The 15500-nt window shown below is 70.5% G+C and carries 16 protein-coding genes; 10 read left to right on the forward strand and 6 right to left on the reverse strand.

Annotated features, from left to right (window positions below; translation table 11 throughout):
• Positions 1 to 37: 37 nt before the first annotated feature.
• The 3 genes from ACWEVS_RS03690 to ACWEVS_RS03700 all read right to left on the reverse strand — a co-directional run bounded on the left by ACWEVS_RS03690 (position 38) and on the right by ACWEVS_RS03700 (position 2349).
• On the reverse strand, positions 38 to 1306 hold the full coding sequence (locus ACWEVS_RS03690) for a C40 family peptidase (RefSeq protein ID WP_452549753.1): 1269 nt from the start codon (positions 1304 to 1306) through the stop codon (positions 38 to 40).
• 26 nt (positions 1307 to 1332) lie between these two features.
• Positions 1333 to 1833, reverse strand: coding sequence for a transcription elongation factor GreA (greA, locus tag ACWEVS_RS03695; protein ID WP_354905672.1), 501 nt, complete (start codon positions 1831 to 1833; stop codon positions 1333 to 1335).
• 99 nt (positions 1834 to 1932) lie between these two features.
• A complete protein-coding gene (locus ACWEVS_RS03700; protein WP_449917970.1) occupies positions 1933 to 2349 on the reverse strand; it encodes a DUF4307 domain-containing protein in 417 nt (138 codons plus the stop codon).
• A gap of 135 nt (positions 2350 to 2484) precedes the next feature.
• Here ACWEVS_RS03700 and mca point away from each other — a divergent pair, with 135 nt between their 5' ends.
• The 3 genes from mca to ACWEVS_RS03715 are packed head-to-tail and all read left to right on the forward strand — an operon-like array spanning position 2485 to position 3822.
• The gene (mca, locus tag ACWEVS_RS03705; protein WP_354905667.1) at positions 2485 to 3369 is read left to right on the forward strand and encodes a mycothiol conjugate amidase Mca; all 885 of its coding nucleotides are present in this window, start codon (positions 2485 to 2487) and stop codon (positions 3367 to 3369) included.
• 10 nt (positions 3370 to 3379) lie between these two features.
• On the forward strand, positions 3380 to 3535 hold the full coding sequence (locus tag ACWEVS_RS03710; RefSeq protein ID WP_354905664.1) for a hypothetical protein: 156 nt from the start codon (positions 3380 to 3382) through the stop codon (positions 3533 to 3535).
• Positions 3532 to 3822 (forward strand): GNAT family N-acetyltransferase, encoded by a 291-nt coding sequence (locus tag ACWEVS_RS03715; protein ID WP_452549755.1) that lies wholly within the window; start codon positions 3532 to 3534, stop codon positions 3820 to 3822. The genes ACWEVS_RS03710 and ACWEVS_RS03715 overlap by 4 nt, the downstream gene beginning before the upstream one ends.
• A gap of 94 nt (positions 3823 to 3916) precedes the next feature.
• Here the strand turns inward: ACWEVS_RS03715 and ACWEVS_RS03720 are convergent, their stop codons facing one another.
• Entirely contained in the window at positions 3917 to 5098 is a 1182-nt protein-coding gene (locus ACWEVS_RS03720; RefSeq protein ID WP_449917976.1) for a hypothetical protein, read from the reverse strand.
• Positions 5099 to 5514: 416 nt separating this feature from the next.
• On the opposite strand from ACWEVS_RS03720, the gene ACWEVS_RS03725 reads away from it, so the two are divergent.
• Together ACWEVS_RS03725 and ACWEVS_RS03730 are read left to right on the forward strand one after the other, a co-directional pair.
• A complete protein-coding gene (locus tag ACWEVS_RS03725; protein WP_452549757.1) occupies positions 5515 to 5766 on the forward strand; it encodes a hypothetical protein in 252 nt (83 codons plus the stop codon).
• Between the two features lie 12 nt (positions 5767 to 5778).
• Entirely contained in the window at positions 5779 to 7896 is a 2118-nt protein-coding gene (locus ACWEVS_RS03730; RefSeq protein ID WP_452549759.1) for a thioredoxin domain-containing protein, read from the forward strand.
• Between the two features lie 15 nt (positions 7897 to 7911).
• Here the strand turns inward: ACWEVS_RS03730 and ACWEVS_RS03735 are convergent, their stop codons facing one another.
• Positions 7912 to 10029, reverse strand: coding sequence for a transglycosylase domain-containing protein (locus tag ACWEVS_RS03735; RefSeq protein ID WP_452549761.1), 2118 nt, complete (start codon positions 10027 to 10029; stop codon positions 7912 to 7914).
• Between the two features lie 116 nt (positions 10030 to 10145).
• Positions 10146 to 10631, reverse strand: coding sequence for an Lrp/AsnC family transcriptional regulator (locus ACWEVS_RS03740; RefSeq protein ID WP_449917982.1), 486 nt, complete (start codon positions 10629 to 10631; stop codon positions 10146 to 10148).
• A gap of 67 nt (positions 10632 to 10698) precedes the next feature.
• Between ACWEVS_RS03740 and hppD the strand changes: the two genes are divergently transcribed.
• From hppD to ACWEVS_RS03765, 5 genes are all read left to right on the forward strand, one after another.
• Positions 10699 to 11841 carry a 4-hydroxyphenylpyruvate dioxygenase gene (gene hppD, locus ACWEVS_RS03745; RefSeq protein WP_449917983.1) on the forward strand — a complete coding sequence of 381 codons (1143 nt, stop codon included), beginning with the start codon at positions 10699 to 10701 and terminating at the stop codon, positions 11839 to 11841.
• A gap of 141 nt (positions 11842 to 11982) precedes the next feature.
• A complete protein-coding gene (locus ACWEVS_RS03750; protein WP_452549763.1) occupies positions 11983 to 13398 on the forward strand; it encodes a M1 family metallopeptidase in 1416 nt (471 codons plus the stop codon).
• 19 nt (positions 13399 to 13417) lie between these two features.
• Positions 13418 to 13750 (forward strand): PadR family transcriptional regulator, encoded by a 333-nt coding sequence (locus ACWEVS_RS03755; RefSeq protein WP_354905644.1) that lies wholly within the window; start codon positions 13418 to 13420, stop codon positions 13748 to 13750.
• Positions 13747 to 14631 carry a hypothetical protein gene (locus ACWEVS_RS03760; RefSeq protein ID WP_452549765.1) on the forward strand — a complete coding sequence of 295 codons (885 nt, stop codon included), beginning with the start codon at positions 13747 to 13749 and terminating at the stop codon, positions 14629 to 14631. The genes ACWEVS_RS03755 and ACWEVS_RS03760 overlap by 4 nt, the downstream gene beginning before the upstream one ends.
• Positions 14632 to 14657: 26 nt before the next feature.
• Complete coding sequence (locus ACWEVS_RS03765; RefSeq protein ID WP_452549767.1) at positions 14658 to 15497, forward strand: hypothetical protein; 840 nt, start codon at positions 14658 to 14660, stop codon at positions 15495 to 15497.
• Positions 15498 to 15500 lie beyond the last annotated feature (3 nt).

Here is a 15500-nt window from a genome sequence, read left to right on the forward strand (position 1 = left end):
AAGGGCCAGCCTCAGTCGTGCCGTCGGAGGAAAGCTGTCAGCGAACGCGGGCGGCGATGACCGGGCTGACCCGCACGACGCCCGCCAGGTTGCGCGTGCTGAGGGGCGAGATCTTCACCACGTCACCGGTTCTCGGCGCCTGCAGCACCTTGCCGTTACCCCAATAAATCGCCACATGAGAGATGTAGCCGGGGTTGGTGGGGTCGCTCCGCCAGAAGATGAGGTCGCCGGGCTGCGCCTGCGCCAGCGGCACCTGCGGCCCGGTCACCCACTGCTGGTGGGTGACGCGCGGCATGCGCACGCCCGCCTGGGCGAAGGCCCACTGCACGAGCCCCGAACAGTCGAAGGTGTCCGGCCCCTCCGCGCCCCACACGTACGGCCGGCCCAGCTTGCCCGCCCCCGCCTGCAGCGCCGTGGTCAGCTGCGCGGCCGTCATGAACGAGCCCGAACTCCACTGCGTGACCTTCTTCGGCGCGGCCAGCACCGGGTTGATCGCGGCCACCTGCGAGCCCTTCGGCAGCACCCGCAGCAGCGCCCTGCGCAGCGTGGCGGTGTCGGCCTTCGGGGCGCTGACCACGATCGCGTTGTTCTGCGGGAAACCGAGGGAGCGGGCCTTGTCCCTGGAGACGACGGCGTCCACCGCGCCCATGCCCATCGTCGCGTAGGCGCCGATCCTGAGCTGTCCGCGCGGCCCCGGCACGCTGCGGCCGAGCGAGAGCCCGCCGTCGTTGCCGAGGACGAAGGAGACGGCGACGTCGCCGCCCGCGATGTTGGCCCACAGGCCGTCGGACGAGGCGGTCACCTTGGGGGTGTAGGACCGGAAGCTGGAGGGGTCGACGCCGAGCGTCTGCACCCGCTTGCCGTCGATCGTGACGGAGGCGGCGTCGGCCAGCTCCACCGCCTGGATGCCCTTGACCTTGACGACCTTCTCCATCGTGGCGCGCCGCAGCGGCTTGCGCGTCACCACGAACACGCTGGGCTTGCGCAGCTTGCCGAGCGGCTGCACCGGGGGCGCCGTCTCGCGCTCGGCGACCAGGTTCTCCCGCGGGGCCAGCTTCGTGGCCGTCACGGCGGCCGGGGCCGGCTCCTTCTCGGAGAACTCACCGAGTAACGCCACGTCGGCGGCGATCACCATGGCGAGCGTCACCGCGATGAAGGGCACCAGCCGCTGGCCGCGGGGCGGCCTGGGCGGGGGCGGGCCGTACGGGCCGGGCGGCCGCGGCGTGCACGGGCGGTCGCCGTACACCAGGAAGGACAGGTCCTGCCTGATTCCTCCCTGCGCACGCTGAAGATCCGCCGGGCCCACTGCCCGGCGGATCTGCTGGTCGGGATTCAGTTGCCGATGTACGGCACGGCCTCGAGGATCTCGACCGTGTTCTGACGGCCGTTGGGCATGGCGTACGTCGCCTTCTCGCCGATCTTCTTGCCGTTGATCGCGGCGCCGAGCGGCGACTTGGGCGAGTAGACGTCTATGGGTGCGCCGGTCTCCTCGCGGGAGGCGAGCAGGAAGGTGACCTCGTCGTCGTCGCCCTCGAAGCGGATCGTGACGGTCATGCCGGGACCCACCACGCCCTCGGTCTTCGGGGCCTCGCCCACCTTCGCGCTGTCGAGGAGCTGCCTGAGATGGTAGATACGAGCCTCGATCTTGCCCTGCTCGTCCTTGGCCGCGTGGTACCCGCCGTTCTCCCGCAGGTCGCCCTCTTCACGAGCAGCCTCGATCTTCTTGGCGATGTCAACACGACCCGGGCCCGAGAGGTAGTCGTACTCCTCCTTCAGGCGGTCGTACGCCTCCTGCGTCAGCCAGGTGACGTTCTCATCGCGAGAGTCGGCCACGGGTTCTCCTTGCTTCCTTGGGGGCCCTGTGTTCACTTGGGTCCGCGAATCGCGAAAGAGTAACAACTTTACACGCTCAACGCTTCCCCAAACGTCTCACTATACGAGATAACAGGACTGGATGTGGACTGAGGATGCCTGAGCACTGGTGTCCAGGCGCTCCTTCAGTTGGATATACCCCTCACCGGCCGGAATCCTTACCTCTTTGCTACCTACTTCCACATGGTTGGCATCCGTCGCCCTCAGCCGGCACACCACGGTCTTGTCCGCCGGCCTGCCGACGCCGAACGTGATCTCGGCGGAGTCGGGCCTGCTCGCGTCGAAGGCGATGACCTGCTGCGGGACCGTGGCCTGACCGGTGGCGGTCCACATCACGTAACCCCATCCGCCAGCGATGATCGCCACCAGTACCGCGATCACGACATGGACGACGAGCCTGCCCTGCCGTTCCGGGCGGTCGATGAAGTCGTCCGGGGTGCCGAGAACCGGACCGTTCTCGGCATCTCTGGTGGCCATGACGGAATCTCCCTGCACTCCGCGGTGTTGTCCGAGACAATTGTCGCCTGTAGGGGGTGCGCCCCCGCGACCGCCCAGGAGAAGTAAACCTCCTGTGGCGAGTGACCCGGTCCGATGTGAGGAGACAGCGAGCCAGTGAGCGCCACGCTGAGGCTGATGGCCGTCCACGCCCATCCCGACGACGAGTCGAGCAAGGGCGCCGCCACGATGGCGCGTTATGTCGCGGATGGCGTTGAGGTCCTCGTCTGTACTCTCACGGGCGGTGAGCGCGGTTCCGTGCTCAACCCCAAGATGGACCGGCCCGAGATCGTCGCCAACATCGCCGAGGTCCGCCGCAAGGAGATGGACCGCGCGCGCGAGATCCTCGGAGTGAGCCAGCGTTTCCTCGGTTTCGTCGACTCGGGCCTGCCCGAGAGCGAGGAGGAGGCGCTGCCGGAGGGGTGCTTCGCCCTGCAGCCGCTCGAGGTGGCCGCCAGGCCGCTGGTGGCGGCGGTGCGCGAGTTCAGGCCGCACGTGATGCTCACCTACGACGACGACGGCGGCTACCCGCACCCCGACCACATCATGACCAACAGGGTGTCGGTCGAGGCCTTCGACGCCGCCGGCGACCCCGACCGCTACCAGGGCGCGGGCGACCCCTGGCAGCCGCTGAAGCTCTACTACCAGATGGGCTTCACCAAGGAGCGGTTCGAGGCGCTGCACGAGGCGATGACCAAGCGCGGCATCGGCTCGCCGTACGCCGACTGGATCGCCCGCTGGGAGGACCGCCCGCAGAAGTGGCCGGTGACGACGCGGGTGCCGTGCGGCGACTTCTTCAAGACCCGCGACGAGGCGCTGATGGCGCACGCCACCCAGGTCGACCCCGACGGGTTCTGGTTCGTGTGCCCGAGGGAGCTGCAGCAGGAGATCTGGCCGACCGAGGACTACCACCTCGCGCGCTCGCTGGTCGACACCAGGCTTCCCGAGGACGACCTGTTCGCGGGCATACACGCCGAGGAGACCGCGTGCGCCCGCACGTAGACTGGACGGCGTGACGTACTTCGCCGTTGGTGACGTGAGCCCGGGCATCCTGGGCTTCACCGTCGTGGCACTCCTGGGATTCGCGCTGTTCTTGCTCATCAAGTCGATGAACAAGCAGATCTCGAAGATCGAGGTTCCCCACGAGGCCGACCTGGACAAGAAGTGACCGAAGAGATCGCGATCGTCGACAACCCGGACGAGTCCCGCTTCGAGATCCACGTGGGCGGCAGGCTCGCCGGGTTCGCGGAGTACAAGCTGCTGCCCACGGTCATCGTGTTCACCCACACCGAGGTCGCCCCGGAGTTCGAGGGGCAGGGTCTGGCCGGCCGGCTCGTCAGGCGGGCTCTCGACGTGACCAGGGACACCGGGCTGAAGGTCCGTCCCCTGTGCCCGTACGTGGCCAAGTGGATCAGCCGTCACCCCGACTACCAGGACCTGGTCGAGACAGCGTGACGGTGAACCTCGCCCCCTGACGTGGGAGTGAGGAAACCGTGGCCGTGCCGCCCTGGTCACGGGCGCGGGCCGGATCGGCGTGGCTGCCGGGCGCTCATTCCTCCGCCGACCAGGCCCGTTCCAGCGCCGCAGGCAGGCCCCACCAGCCCAGCGGGGTGAGGACGTCGTCCTCGTCCACGATGCCCAGGTAGGCCCACAGTTCGGTCACGTGGGTGAACAGGGTCTCGGTGGTGTCGAGGTCGTCGGGATCGTCCATGTCGACCGTGATGTCCTCGGACTCCGCGATGAGCCGGGCGATCCGCTCCGGCGAGGCCAGCACGCCGGGCCCCAGCCGGGCCAGCGCCGCCACCGCGGCCAGCCAGTCGGCGTGATGGATGGCGCACAGCGCGGCCAGCACCGCCTCCTCGTGGGTGAGGTCCTCGTCCGCCGGCTCAGGCGCCAGGTCCTTCTCCTGGTCCTGGCCCAGGACCCGGTCCAGGTCCACGTCCTCGTCCAGGTCGGAGACCGGGCCCGCGATCCCCGCGACGACCGACAGCCACAGCTCCCTGTCGTCGTCGGGCATGAGCCCGCCCTCGAACCCGGCGCACGCCCGCAGCACGTTGCCGGGATAGCCGGGAAAGACGAGCACCTCCCTGAGCCTGGCCGCGGCCTGGCGCAGCTCGGGCTCCGGCAGCTCGGGGCGTTTGGGCAGCTCGTCGAGGATCCTTCGCAGCTCGGCCAACGCGTAGGACTCCTCCTCGTCCCACGCCGCGAACAACTCCTCGTCCTGCTCGTCGCTCACCACCAGCACCGGCACCCTGCCGTCCGGCAGCGCCGTGTTGAGCCAGCGCTCCTGCAGCTCCTCGTAGGCGGCGCGGGCCGCCGGATCGCCCGTCGCCAGGGCGTCGGGGTCGGTCTCGCCCGCCTCGACGCGCCGCTCCAGGTAGGCGACGAAGAGCGCGTACATCTCCTCGGCGACCGGGCCGCGCTCGTCCTCCTCGGGCCAGACGAAGTAGCTGGGCGTGAGCAGGATCGGCTCGCTGCCGGTGGCCTCCAGCCAGCGTTGCACGTCGCCCACCGTGGCCGTGCCGGCCTCGATCGAGCTGAGCGTGGCCCTCGCGGTGTCCCAGAAGACCGGCGAGAGCGGGTTGCCGGCGGCCAACATCGCCCGCCGCAGGTCCGGCAGGGCCACCAGCGCCACCCCGGACGGGACGGCCAGCAGCGCGCGGGCCACATCCCTGCGGGTCAGCTCGGTCGCGGCGCGTTCGGCATGAGCGCTCACGAAGTCAAGGTCCACGCTCGGTAACCTACCCACCCAGCCCTCTCTTCTGCGTATCCCCCCACCTTCCGGGTCCGTCCTCCAGGTCTGCCGGTGTCCGGCCTCCCGTGAGTCGGCCCGCCTTCCCGGCCCGGCCCGCCTTCCCGGCCCGGCCCGCCTTCCCGGCCCGGCCCGCCTTCCCGGCCCGGCCCGTACGGCAAGCCGGTCTGGCGCCTCCCCGGTCGCGGGGTGCCGTCCGCCGCGGGCGCGCCGCCCAGCAGGACTCCGGTCCCCGCCGTCACGGACCCCCAACGGCAGGCCACGACATGCCGCGCACCGAGGACCCGTGGGCCCGCCCGACCCGGCCGGGCACCCGCCCGCCGTCCGAGAAGCAGCCTGGGCGTCGCGGAGATCGAACGCAGCGCGAATGGCCGGATGAAGGGCCGGCCGCGAGAATGACGCGGAAAGCTCCGGGCGGAGGACTGGCCGCGGGAAGCACGCTCGGCCCGCACTCCGCCGAGGCGCTCGAACGCAGGATCGCCGAGCCGGCCGAGACCCGCGCCGGAGTCCTGACCGCCGTGGACGGCAGCGCGGGCCTGGGCGTGGGAATGGCCAGGTGGGGCCGGGAGAGGGGAAGGGCCTGGGCGTTGCGGGAGCGCGGGGACGGCGGTGGTCGGCGGGGCGGTCGCCGGGGGTGGCGAGCGTGAGAGGCTGGCCCTATGAACAGGCTGAAGCATGCCACCAGCCCCTACCTTCAGCAGCACGCCGACAACCCGGTCGACTGGTTCGAGTGGGGCGAGGAGGCGTTCGAGGAGGCGCGACGGCGCGACGTGCCGCTGCTGATCTCGGTCGGCTACTCGGCCTGTCACTGGTGCCACGTCATGGCGCACGAGAGCTTCGAGGACGTCGAGACCGCCCGCCTGATGAACGAGCGCTTCGTCAACGTCAAGGTCGACCGCGAGGAGCGGCCCGATGTCGACGCCGTCTACATGAGCGCGACGCAGGCCATGACGCAGCAGGGCGGGTGGCCGATGACGGTGTTCGCGACGCCGGAGGGCCACCCCTTCTACTGCGGAACCTACTTCCCGAAGCCCCAGTTCCAGCGCCTGCTCGTCGGGGTGCACACCGCGTGGACCGAGGACCGGCGGCAGGTGGTGGAGCAGGGCTCGAAGGTCGTCGAGGCGCTCACCGGCGGATCGACGCTGCCGAGCGGTCCGGTGCCGACGGCCCAGACGCTGACGGTGGCCGTGGAGAACCTCCTGCGGTCCTTCGACCCGGTGCGCGGCGGCTTCGGCGGCGCGCCCAAGTTCCCGCCGTCGATGGTGCTGGAGTTCCTGCTGAGATACCAGGGCGACGGTGCCGTGGCGGCCAGGGACATGGCGTCCAGGACGCTGGAGGCGATGGCGCGGGGCGGGATCTACGACCAGCTCGGCGGCGGCTTCGCCCGCTACAGCGTCGACGCCGGGTGGGTGGTCCCTCACTTCGAGAAGATGCTCTACGACAACGCGCTGCTGCTCAGGGTCTACACGCACTGGTGGAAGTCCTCGGGCGCGCCGCTGGCCAGGCGGGTCGCGCTGGAGACCGCCGACTGGCTGCTGCGGGAGATGCGCACCGCCGAGGGCGGTTTCGCCTCGGCGCTCGACGCCGACAGCGAGGGCGAGGAGGGCAGGTTCTACGTCTGGACGCCCGCCCAGCTGCGGGAGGTCCTCGACCCCGAGGACGCCGCGTGGGCGATCGAGCTGTTCGAGGTGACGGGCACCTTCGAGCACGGCACCTCGGTGCTGCAGCTGCTCGGTGACCCTGACGACGCCGACCGGTTCGCCAGGGTGCGGTCGCGGCTGATGTCGGCCAGGGACCAGCGGGTACGGCCGGGCCGCGACGACAAGGTGGTCGCGGCGTGGAACGGCCTGGCCGTGGCCGCGCTCGCGGAGACGGGAGCGGTGTTCGAGCGGCCCGACCTGGTGGAGGCGGCGCGGCAGGCCGCGACCCTGCTGGAGCGGGTGCACCTCGACGGCGACCGGCTGCTGCGGACCTCCCGTGACGGGCACGCCGGGCGGAACGCGGGCGTGCTGGAGGACTACGCCGACCTGGCCGAGGGGCTGCTCGCGCTGTACGGGGTGACGGGCGAGGTGCGGTGGTTCGCGCTGGCGGAGCGGCTGCTGGAGGTGGTCCTGTCCCGCTTCGCGGACGGGCGCGGCGGCTTCTTCGACACGGCGGACGACGCCGAGCGGCTGTTCCAGCGGCCCCAGGATCCGACGGACAACGCCACGCCGTCCGGGCAGTTCGCCGCGGCGGGGGCGTTGCTGTCGTACGCGGCGCTGACCGGGTCGGCGCGGCATCGGGAGGCCGCCGCGTCGGCGCTCGGCACGGTGTCGGTGCTGTCCGGGGGGCATGCGAGGTTCGCGGGCTGGGGCCTGGCGGTGGCGCAGGCCGCGCTGGCCGGGCCGGTCGAGGTGGCGATCGTGGGGCCGGCGGACGATCCGCGCACGCGAGCGCTGCACCGGGCGGCGCTGCTGGCCGACGTGCCGGGCATGGTGATCGCCGTGGGCGACGCCCCGCTGGAGGGCCCCGCGCCCACCAGCACCGGCGCAGGCGGCGCAGCCAGCGACACGAGCGGCGGCGCGGGCGGCGCGGCCAGCGACACGAGCGGCGGCGCGGGCGGCGCGGGCAGCGGCGTGGACGGTGGCGCGGGCGGTGTCAGGGTGCCGTTGCTTGAGGAACGGGGGCTGGTCGGCGGGGCGCCCGCCGCCTACGTCTGCCGGGGCTTCACCTGCCGCCTCCCGGTGACCACCCCGGCCGACCTGCTCGCCGAACTGGCGGCCCCCGGATCGGGTTGAAGCCTGCTCGCCGAGTTAGCGGCCCCCGGGGCGGGTTGAGGCGTCGTCCAGCCGGTCGGGCTCGGCCGGCTGGCCGGTGTTCGGCGGCGCGGTGTCCTGGGCCTCGCCCCTGTCGGTCTCCTCGGGAACGACCGGGTTCTGCGGCGTGGCCGGCTGCTCGGACGGCGGGGGGCTCTGCGGGTTGTCCTGCCGCTCGCCGTTCCACTGGCCCGGCCACGTGTCCTGGGGCCGGTCGTAGCCGGTGTCGTAACCGTCGTCGTAGCCGGTGTCGGGGCCGCGGTCGTCGCCGCGGGGGGCCTGGGTGTCGTCCCAGCGGTCGTAGCCGTACTGCGACGGCTGGGGGAACTGCTCGACGGGCTCGCCGTCGAGCGCCTCCGTCATGAACGCCTTCCAGATGCGGGCGGGCAGCTGGCCGCCGAACTGCACGCCGTACCCGGGGACCTCGACGGTCTTGTTGTCGTCGCGGAACATGTTGACCGCGGTGGCCAGTTGCGGGGTGAAGCCGTTGAACCAGACCGCGGCGTTGCTGTCGGTGGTGCCGGTCTTGCCGGCGACCGGCCGGTCGTAGAGGCGGGCGCCGGTGCCGGTGCCGTACTTGACGACGTGTTCCATGGCGTAGATCGTGTCGGCGGCGGCCTGCTCGCTGACCACGGTGGTCGCCTTGGGTTTGATGACCGACTTCTTGCCGTTGGCGTCGGTCACCGACTTGACGACGTGGCTTTCCATGTGGACGCCGCCGTTGGCGAAGCTGGCGAAGCCTGAGGCGTTCTGCACGGCGCTGACGGAGGAGACGCCGAGCGGGAAGGAGGCGTAGGCCCGCTGCGCCTCGAGTTGGGCGGCGGGGATGCCGGCCGCCTCGGCGACCTTGGCGACCTTGTCGAGGCCGACCTTCTGGCCGAGGTCGACGAAGGCGGTGTTGACCGAGTTCTGGGTGGCGCGGATCAGGTCGACGTATCCGTAGGAACGCCCGCTGTCGTTGGGGATCGGCTGGGAGGCGCCGCGCACGGAGATGGGCGAGTTGCCGTTGACCGTGGTCGAGAGGGGCAGGCCGCTGTCGAGCGCGGCGGCCAGCGTGTACGGCTTGAACGTCGAACCGGCCTGCACCTTCGCGGAGAAGGCGTTGTCCCACGACTGGTCCTTGCTTCCGCCGTAGAAGGCGACGACCTCGCCGGTCGCGGGGTCGACCGCGGCCAGGCCGGTGCGCACCTTCGTGGACGTGGACTCCGGCAGCACGGACTTCACCGCGCGCTCGGCGGCGCCCATGAGGTTCTTGTCGAAGGTGGTGAGGATCTTCAGGCCGCCGCTGTCGATCTGCTCGTCGGTGTAGCCGCGGGCGTTGAGCTCCTCGCGCACCCTGTCGACCATGACCTGGTCCTGACCCTTGAGCGCGAAGGCGGCCCTGGGCTTCTTGAGCTCGGGGAAGTCCTGCTTGGCGGCGTCCGCGGCGGTCAGGGCGCCCGTCTGGACCATGGCGTCGACGACCGCCCGCCAGCGCGCCTCGGCCGCGGCGCGGTCGCCGCCCTTGGGGTCGGCGAACCTGCTGGGCTGCTGGATGACCGCGGCCAGGTAGGCGCCCTCGGCGACGGTGAGGCTCTCGACGTTCTTGCCGAAGTAGGCCTGCGCGGCGGCCTGGACGCCGTTGGCGCCCCTGCCGAAGTAGATGGTGTTGAGGTACTGCTCGAGCACCCAGTCCTTCGACTTGGACTGGTCGACCTTGATGGAGATCAGGATCTCCTTGAACTTCCTGGTGATCGAGCGTTCCTGGCTCAGGCCGCTGTAGTAGTTGCGGACCATCTGCTGGGTGATCGTGGAGCCGCCCTGCAGCTGCTGCCCCGTGACGGTGGACCACACGGCGCGGGCGGTGCCCTTCAGCGACACGCCGCTGTCGGTGTAGAAGGAGCGGTTCTCCGCGGCGATGACGGCGTCGCAGACGTGCGGCGGCACCTGGGCGAGCTTGACGTTCTTGCGGTTGACGCCCTGCTTGGCCAGGACCGTCTTGCCGTCGCGGTAGTAGATCACCGAGCCCTGCGCCGTGGCTTCCTTCTGGGTGCTGTCCGGGATGGGCGTCATGGCCCATGCGACGCCGAACAGCGCGACCGTCGCGAGGATCCCGGCACCGAACGCGATGGCCACCCACCGCAGAATCCGCCGTTTGCCCACGCTCTTCGCCACAGACTCCCCCCCGATCGCACGCTCAGCAAACCCCCGTCAGCTGGCGGAAGGCCAAGAATAAACGATCGGTAACGATGCTAAGACTTTCGCACGCCTCGCCGTGGTACATCCATGACCAATGGCAGAACTCGGTATGGGACCGGAGTGTCGAGCACGATCACCGAGGAAGTCCGCAGAACCCCCTGGACGGCGACGATCCGGTCGATGACGCGCTGGAGGTCGGCGTTGGTGCGCGCCACGACCCTGCACAGCAGGTCGCTGCCTCCGGTGATGGTGTGGACCTCCAGCACCTCCGGGATGCGCGCGAGCTGGTCGGCGACCGGATCGTGGCCGCTCACCTGGCGGATCTCCATGGTGACGAACGCGGTCACGTCGTAGCCGAGCGCCGCCGCCGAGACGTCAGGGCCGAAACCGGTGATGACCCCCCTGGCGATCATCCGGTCGAGTCGCGCCTGCACCGTTCCGCGGGCCACGCCGAGCCGGCGCGAACACTCCAGAACTCCGAGGCGCGGCTCAGTGGAGAGCAGACTGAGCAGTTTGGCGTCCAGTTCGTCGATGGTCATGGACAGATTGTCCACTGGTTCAAGTAACAGTTGCACAAGGCGTCCATACAAATTGAGAGTTATCGGTATGAGCGATGAGTTTCCGGTCAAGGGCATGGACGCCGTGGTGTTCGCTGTGGGCAACGCCAAGCAGGCGGCCCACTACTACTCCACCGCGTTCGGGATGAAGCTGGTCGCCTACCGCGGCCCGGAGAACGGCAGCAGGGACGAGGTGGCCTACGTCCTCGCCTCGGGCGGGGCGCGGTTCGAGTTCCGCGCGTCGGTACGGCCGCAGCGCGCCGACGAAGGCCGAAGCGGGCGCGACCACGGACACGGCATCGACCTGGCCCGCCACGTCGCCGAGCACGGTGACGGCGTGATCGACCTGGCCATCGAGGTGCCCGACGTCGAGGCGGCCTACGCGCACGCCCTCGCCAAGGGCGCCAAGGGGCTGGCCGAGCCGTACACGCTGGAGGACGAGAACGGCAAGGTCGTGGTCGCGGCCATCGCCACCTACGGCGAGACCCGGCACACCCTGGTCGACCGGTCCAACTACTCCGGCCCCTACCTGCCCGGATACCGTGCGGCCGAGCCCATCGTGGCGCCCCCGGCCAAGCGCTTCTTCCAGGCGATCGACCACTGCGTGGGCAACGTCGAGCTCGGCAAGATGGACGAGTGGGTGGAGTTCTACCGGAACGTGATGGGCTTCACCAACATGGCGGAGTTCGTCGGCGACGACATCGCCACCGAGTACTCCGCGCTGATGTCGAAGGTCGTCGCGGACGGCACCCGCAAGGTGAAGTTCCCGCTCAACGAGCCCGCGATCAGCCGCAAGAAGTCGCAGATCGACGAGTACCTGGAGTTCTACGGCGGTCCCGGCGTGCAGCACATCGCGCTGGCCACCAACGACATCCTCACGACCGTCGACAACATGAGGGCGGCGGGCGTGGAGTTCCTCGACACCCCCGACTCCTACTACGACGACCCGGAGCTGCGCGCCAGGATCGGCGAGGTGCGGGCGCCGATCGAGGAGCTGAAGCAGCGCAAGATCCTCGTCGACCGCGACGAGGACGGCTACCTGCTGCAGATCTTCACCAAGCCCGTGCAGGACCGCCCGACGGTGTTCTTCGAGCTGATCGAGCGGCACGGCTCGCTCGGCTTCGGCAAGGGCAACTTCAAGGCGCTGTTCGAGGCGATCGAGCGCGAGCAGGAGCGTCGCGGCAACCTGTAGGGTCCGCCCGATCATGCTCGCCCGAAGCCCCGGGGCAGGCCGCCGCCGCTCCGGGGCTTCGCCGTATCCGATGGGAACGCCGGGTGACGATGCTGCCACTATGCGTGCCCGGCCGCGGCGGCTCGCGTAGGATGATGGACCATGCGCTCCGCTCTGCTCCTGACGCTTCTGGGGGCGGTCGCCTGCGCCCCGCTCGACGGGACCGCGGCGTCGTCCGCCCCGCCCGCTCCGGTGACGAGCCCGGGGGAGCCTGGCCGGGGCATCGGCGATCCCGACTTCCCCCTGGACGGCAACGGCGGCTACGACGTCACGCGCTACCACCTCAAGATCGACTATGACCCCGCGGCCAAGCGGCTGAACGGCCTGGCCTCGATCCAGGCCAAGGCGACGCAGCCGCTGCCGCGCTTCAATCTCGACCTCGCGGGGTTCCAGGTCTCCGAGGTCACGGTCGACGGCGCGCGGGCCACGGTCGCGCGCAGCGGCGACGAGCTGACGGTGACCCCGGCCCAGCAGTTGCGCGAGGGCCGCGCCTTCACCGTCGCCGTCGCCTACGCGGGCCGGCCCCGGCCGATCACCGGTTCCACCAACCTCGGCACCTACGGCTTCGTGCCGACCGATGACGGCGCCTTCGTCGCCTGCCAGCCCAACGGCGCCAAGACCTGGTTCCCGGCCAACGACCACCCAGCCGACAAGGCGCGCTTCGACTTCGAGCTGACCGTGCCGCAGGGGCTGACGGCGCTGGCGAACGGCGAGCAGACCGGGCAGCCCGTCACGCGCGCCGGCAAGACCACGTTCACCTGGTCGGAGAAGCACCCGATGGCCACCTACCTGGCGACGATGACGCTGGGCAGGTTCGAGCTGCGCCAGGGCACGACCGCGAAGGGCATCCCCAACCTGGCCGCCGCCGACCCGAAGTTCGCCTCGACGCTCGACAGCCTCTACACGACCTCCGGCGAGGTGACCGACTACTGGTCCACGGTGTTCGGTCCCTACCCGTTCTCGTCGACGGGCGGCGTGGTCGACGACTTCGCGGCGGGCTACGCGCTGGAGAACCAGACCAAGCCGATGTACGGCGGTTTCCGGCCGGACGAGAGCATCATCGCCCACGAGCTGGCTCACCAGTGGTTCGGCGACAGCCTGTCGATCAAGCGGTGGAAGGACCTGTGGCTCAACGAGGGCTTCGCCACGTACGCGGAGTGGCTGTGGTCGGAGCACAAGGGCAGGGCGAGCGCGCAGAGCGCCTTCGACGGCTACTACGCAAGGCCCGCCGGCGACGCGATGTGGGCCTACCCGCCCGGCCGGGCCCGGCCGGGCGACCTGTTCAACGAGTCGGTCTACACCCGCGGCGGCATGACGCTGCACGCGCTGCGCATGAGCGTCGGCGACGACGTCTTCTTCAGGATCCTCAAGGAGTGGGCCGACCGCCACAAGTACGGTCACGTCACGACGCCGCAGTTCGTCGCTCTCGCCGAGCGGCTGTCGGGCAAGGATCTCGATCCCCTCTTCAACGCCTGGCTCTTCGAGGCGAGAAAGCCGGCCTTGTCATCACTCCGTTAAACGGAGTATCTTGATCGCCATGCCGAGAAGATCAACGGAAGTCAGCGAGCCGATGTACTTCGTGCTCGCCGCGCTTCTCGACGGCCCCCTGCACGGGCACGCGATCGTCGGGCGGGTCATCGAGCTGTCGCGCGACCGCGTGAAGCCGTCGGTCAGCACCCTCTACGGCATCCTCGAGCGGCTCACCGCCCAGGGCACGCTCATCGTCGACCGCGAAGAGGTCGTCGACGGCCGCAACCGCCGCTACTTCCGCATCACCGATCGCGGCAGGGCGATCGCCGAGGCCGAGGCCGAGCGCATGCACCACGCGGCCAGCGTGGTCAGAGGCCGCCGCGACCTGGGCCTGGCGTGAGCCCGCTCGAACGGCGCTACCGGCGGCTCATCCGGGCCTACCCGCGCGCCTACCGCGCGGCGCACGGCGAGGAACTGCTGGACGTCCTGCTCGGGCACACCGACCCGCGGCGCTCCAGGCCACCGCTGAGGGAGGTGGTGAGCCTGCTGGCCAACGGCCTGAAGGAGCGGGCCTGGCAGGCCACCACCGCTCCGGCCTGGTCCGACGGCCTCCACCTCGGCGTGACCGCGCTGTGCGCGGCCTCCCTGGCGTCCTGGCTGCCCTATGCCGCGTCGATCCCGCTCTGGTGCGCGCTGTCCGCGCTCGCCCTCGTCCTGGTGGTCATGGGCCGGGTACGGCCGGCGGTACCGCTGGCGCTGCTCACCGGGATCAAGTCGTGGGCACTCGGCACCGGCGTCGTCTTCATGGACGCCACGCCGCTGCCGGTCGAGCCCGCTTTCCTGACACCGGACCCGCTCTACGGCCTCAGCGGCCCGCTCGGCGCGGTCGCCGGGCCCGCGCTGGCCTGCGCCGGGCTGGCGATCCTGGCCCTGCGGGAGGACCGGCCGCGCAGACGTTCGTCGTGGTGGCTCGCCGCCGTACCCCTGCTGGCGACGGCCGATCCCGCCTGGATGTCGCTCGACGAACCCGCCCCCGCCGTCGCGGTCAGGATCGCGGCCGAGGCCGTGACGCTGGCGGGCGCGGTGTGGGCCGGACGCCTGACCGGTGACCTGCGCTGGGCGCTGGCCGCCGCGCTCTACCTGGTGGCCGGCTCGGCCGCCTTCGCCCAGCACCTGATGGACCAGTCGCGCCAGGACCTCGCCTATTGGGGGCTGCTGGCGTTCCTCACCCTTGTCGCGGCCGTCGCGCCGCGCGGGTCGCGCATGCGCGCGTTCACCTGATCACCCGACAGATCCGGAGTTTCTCCATGCGTCGTGTCACGTGGTTGCTTTCGCTTGCCCTCGTCACGGGCTGCGCGACCGAGCAGGCCGCCACCCCCGCCCCCGCCGCCAAGGCGCCTGATCCCCGGCCCAGGATGCAGCAGATCATGGCCGACTGCATGAAACAGCAGGGCTTTAAGTACATCCCCTTCGTACGGCCCAGCCAGCCGAAGCCCGACAGGACCACCTACGAGGGGATGAAGGCCTATCGCCAGAAATACGGCTTCGGGGTGTTCGCCATGCACGTCTACCCCAAGGATCCCCTGGCCGGAGGCGCCGAGGCCGACATCGCCGAGAACCCCAACAACAAGATCATGATGAACCTGAACTCCTCGCAGCTCGCCTCCTACCGGAAGGCCGAGAAGACCTGTCTCGGCAAGGCCGCCAGGGAGGTGCTCAACAAGGACGTCACCTCCACGGACCACGCCGTGGACCTGTTGAACGCGGCCTCGGCCAGGCTGGAGGCCACCGAGATCGACGGCGACCCGGAACTGCTCGCCCTGGCCGGGCGTTTCGCCGACTGCCTCACCGCCAAGGGGGTCAAGGTCTCCTCGACCAAGCCGACCGCGCTCGCCAGGAGAGGCACCGACGCCTTCTGGGCCGAGTCCAACAAGCTGGGCGACCAGCAGTTCCCCAACCACGCGGACGGTCGCAGCTACGTCCCCGAGCTCACCGCCGCGCAGGCCAGGTCGCACCTGGACCGCGAGGTCAAGGCGGCCATGCAGGACCTGGAGTGCGGGAAGGAGTTCTACACCCGCTTCGCGCCCAAGCAGTCCTCCATCGACGCGCGGGTGATGGCCGAGTACGGCCCGCTGATCGGCCTGTAGCCG

This window comes from Nonomuraea sp. NPDC003754, from assembly GCF_053605785.1.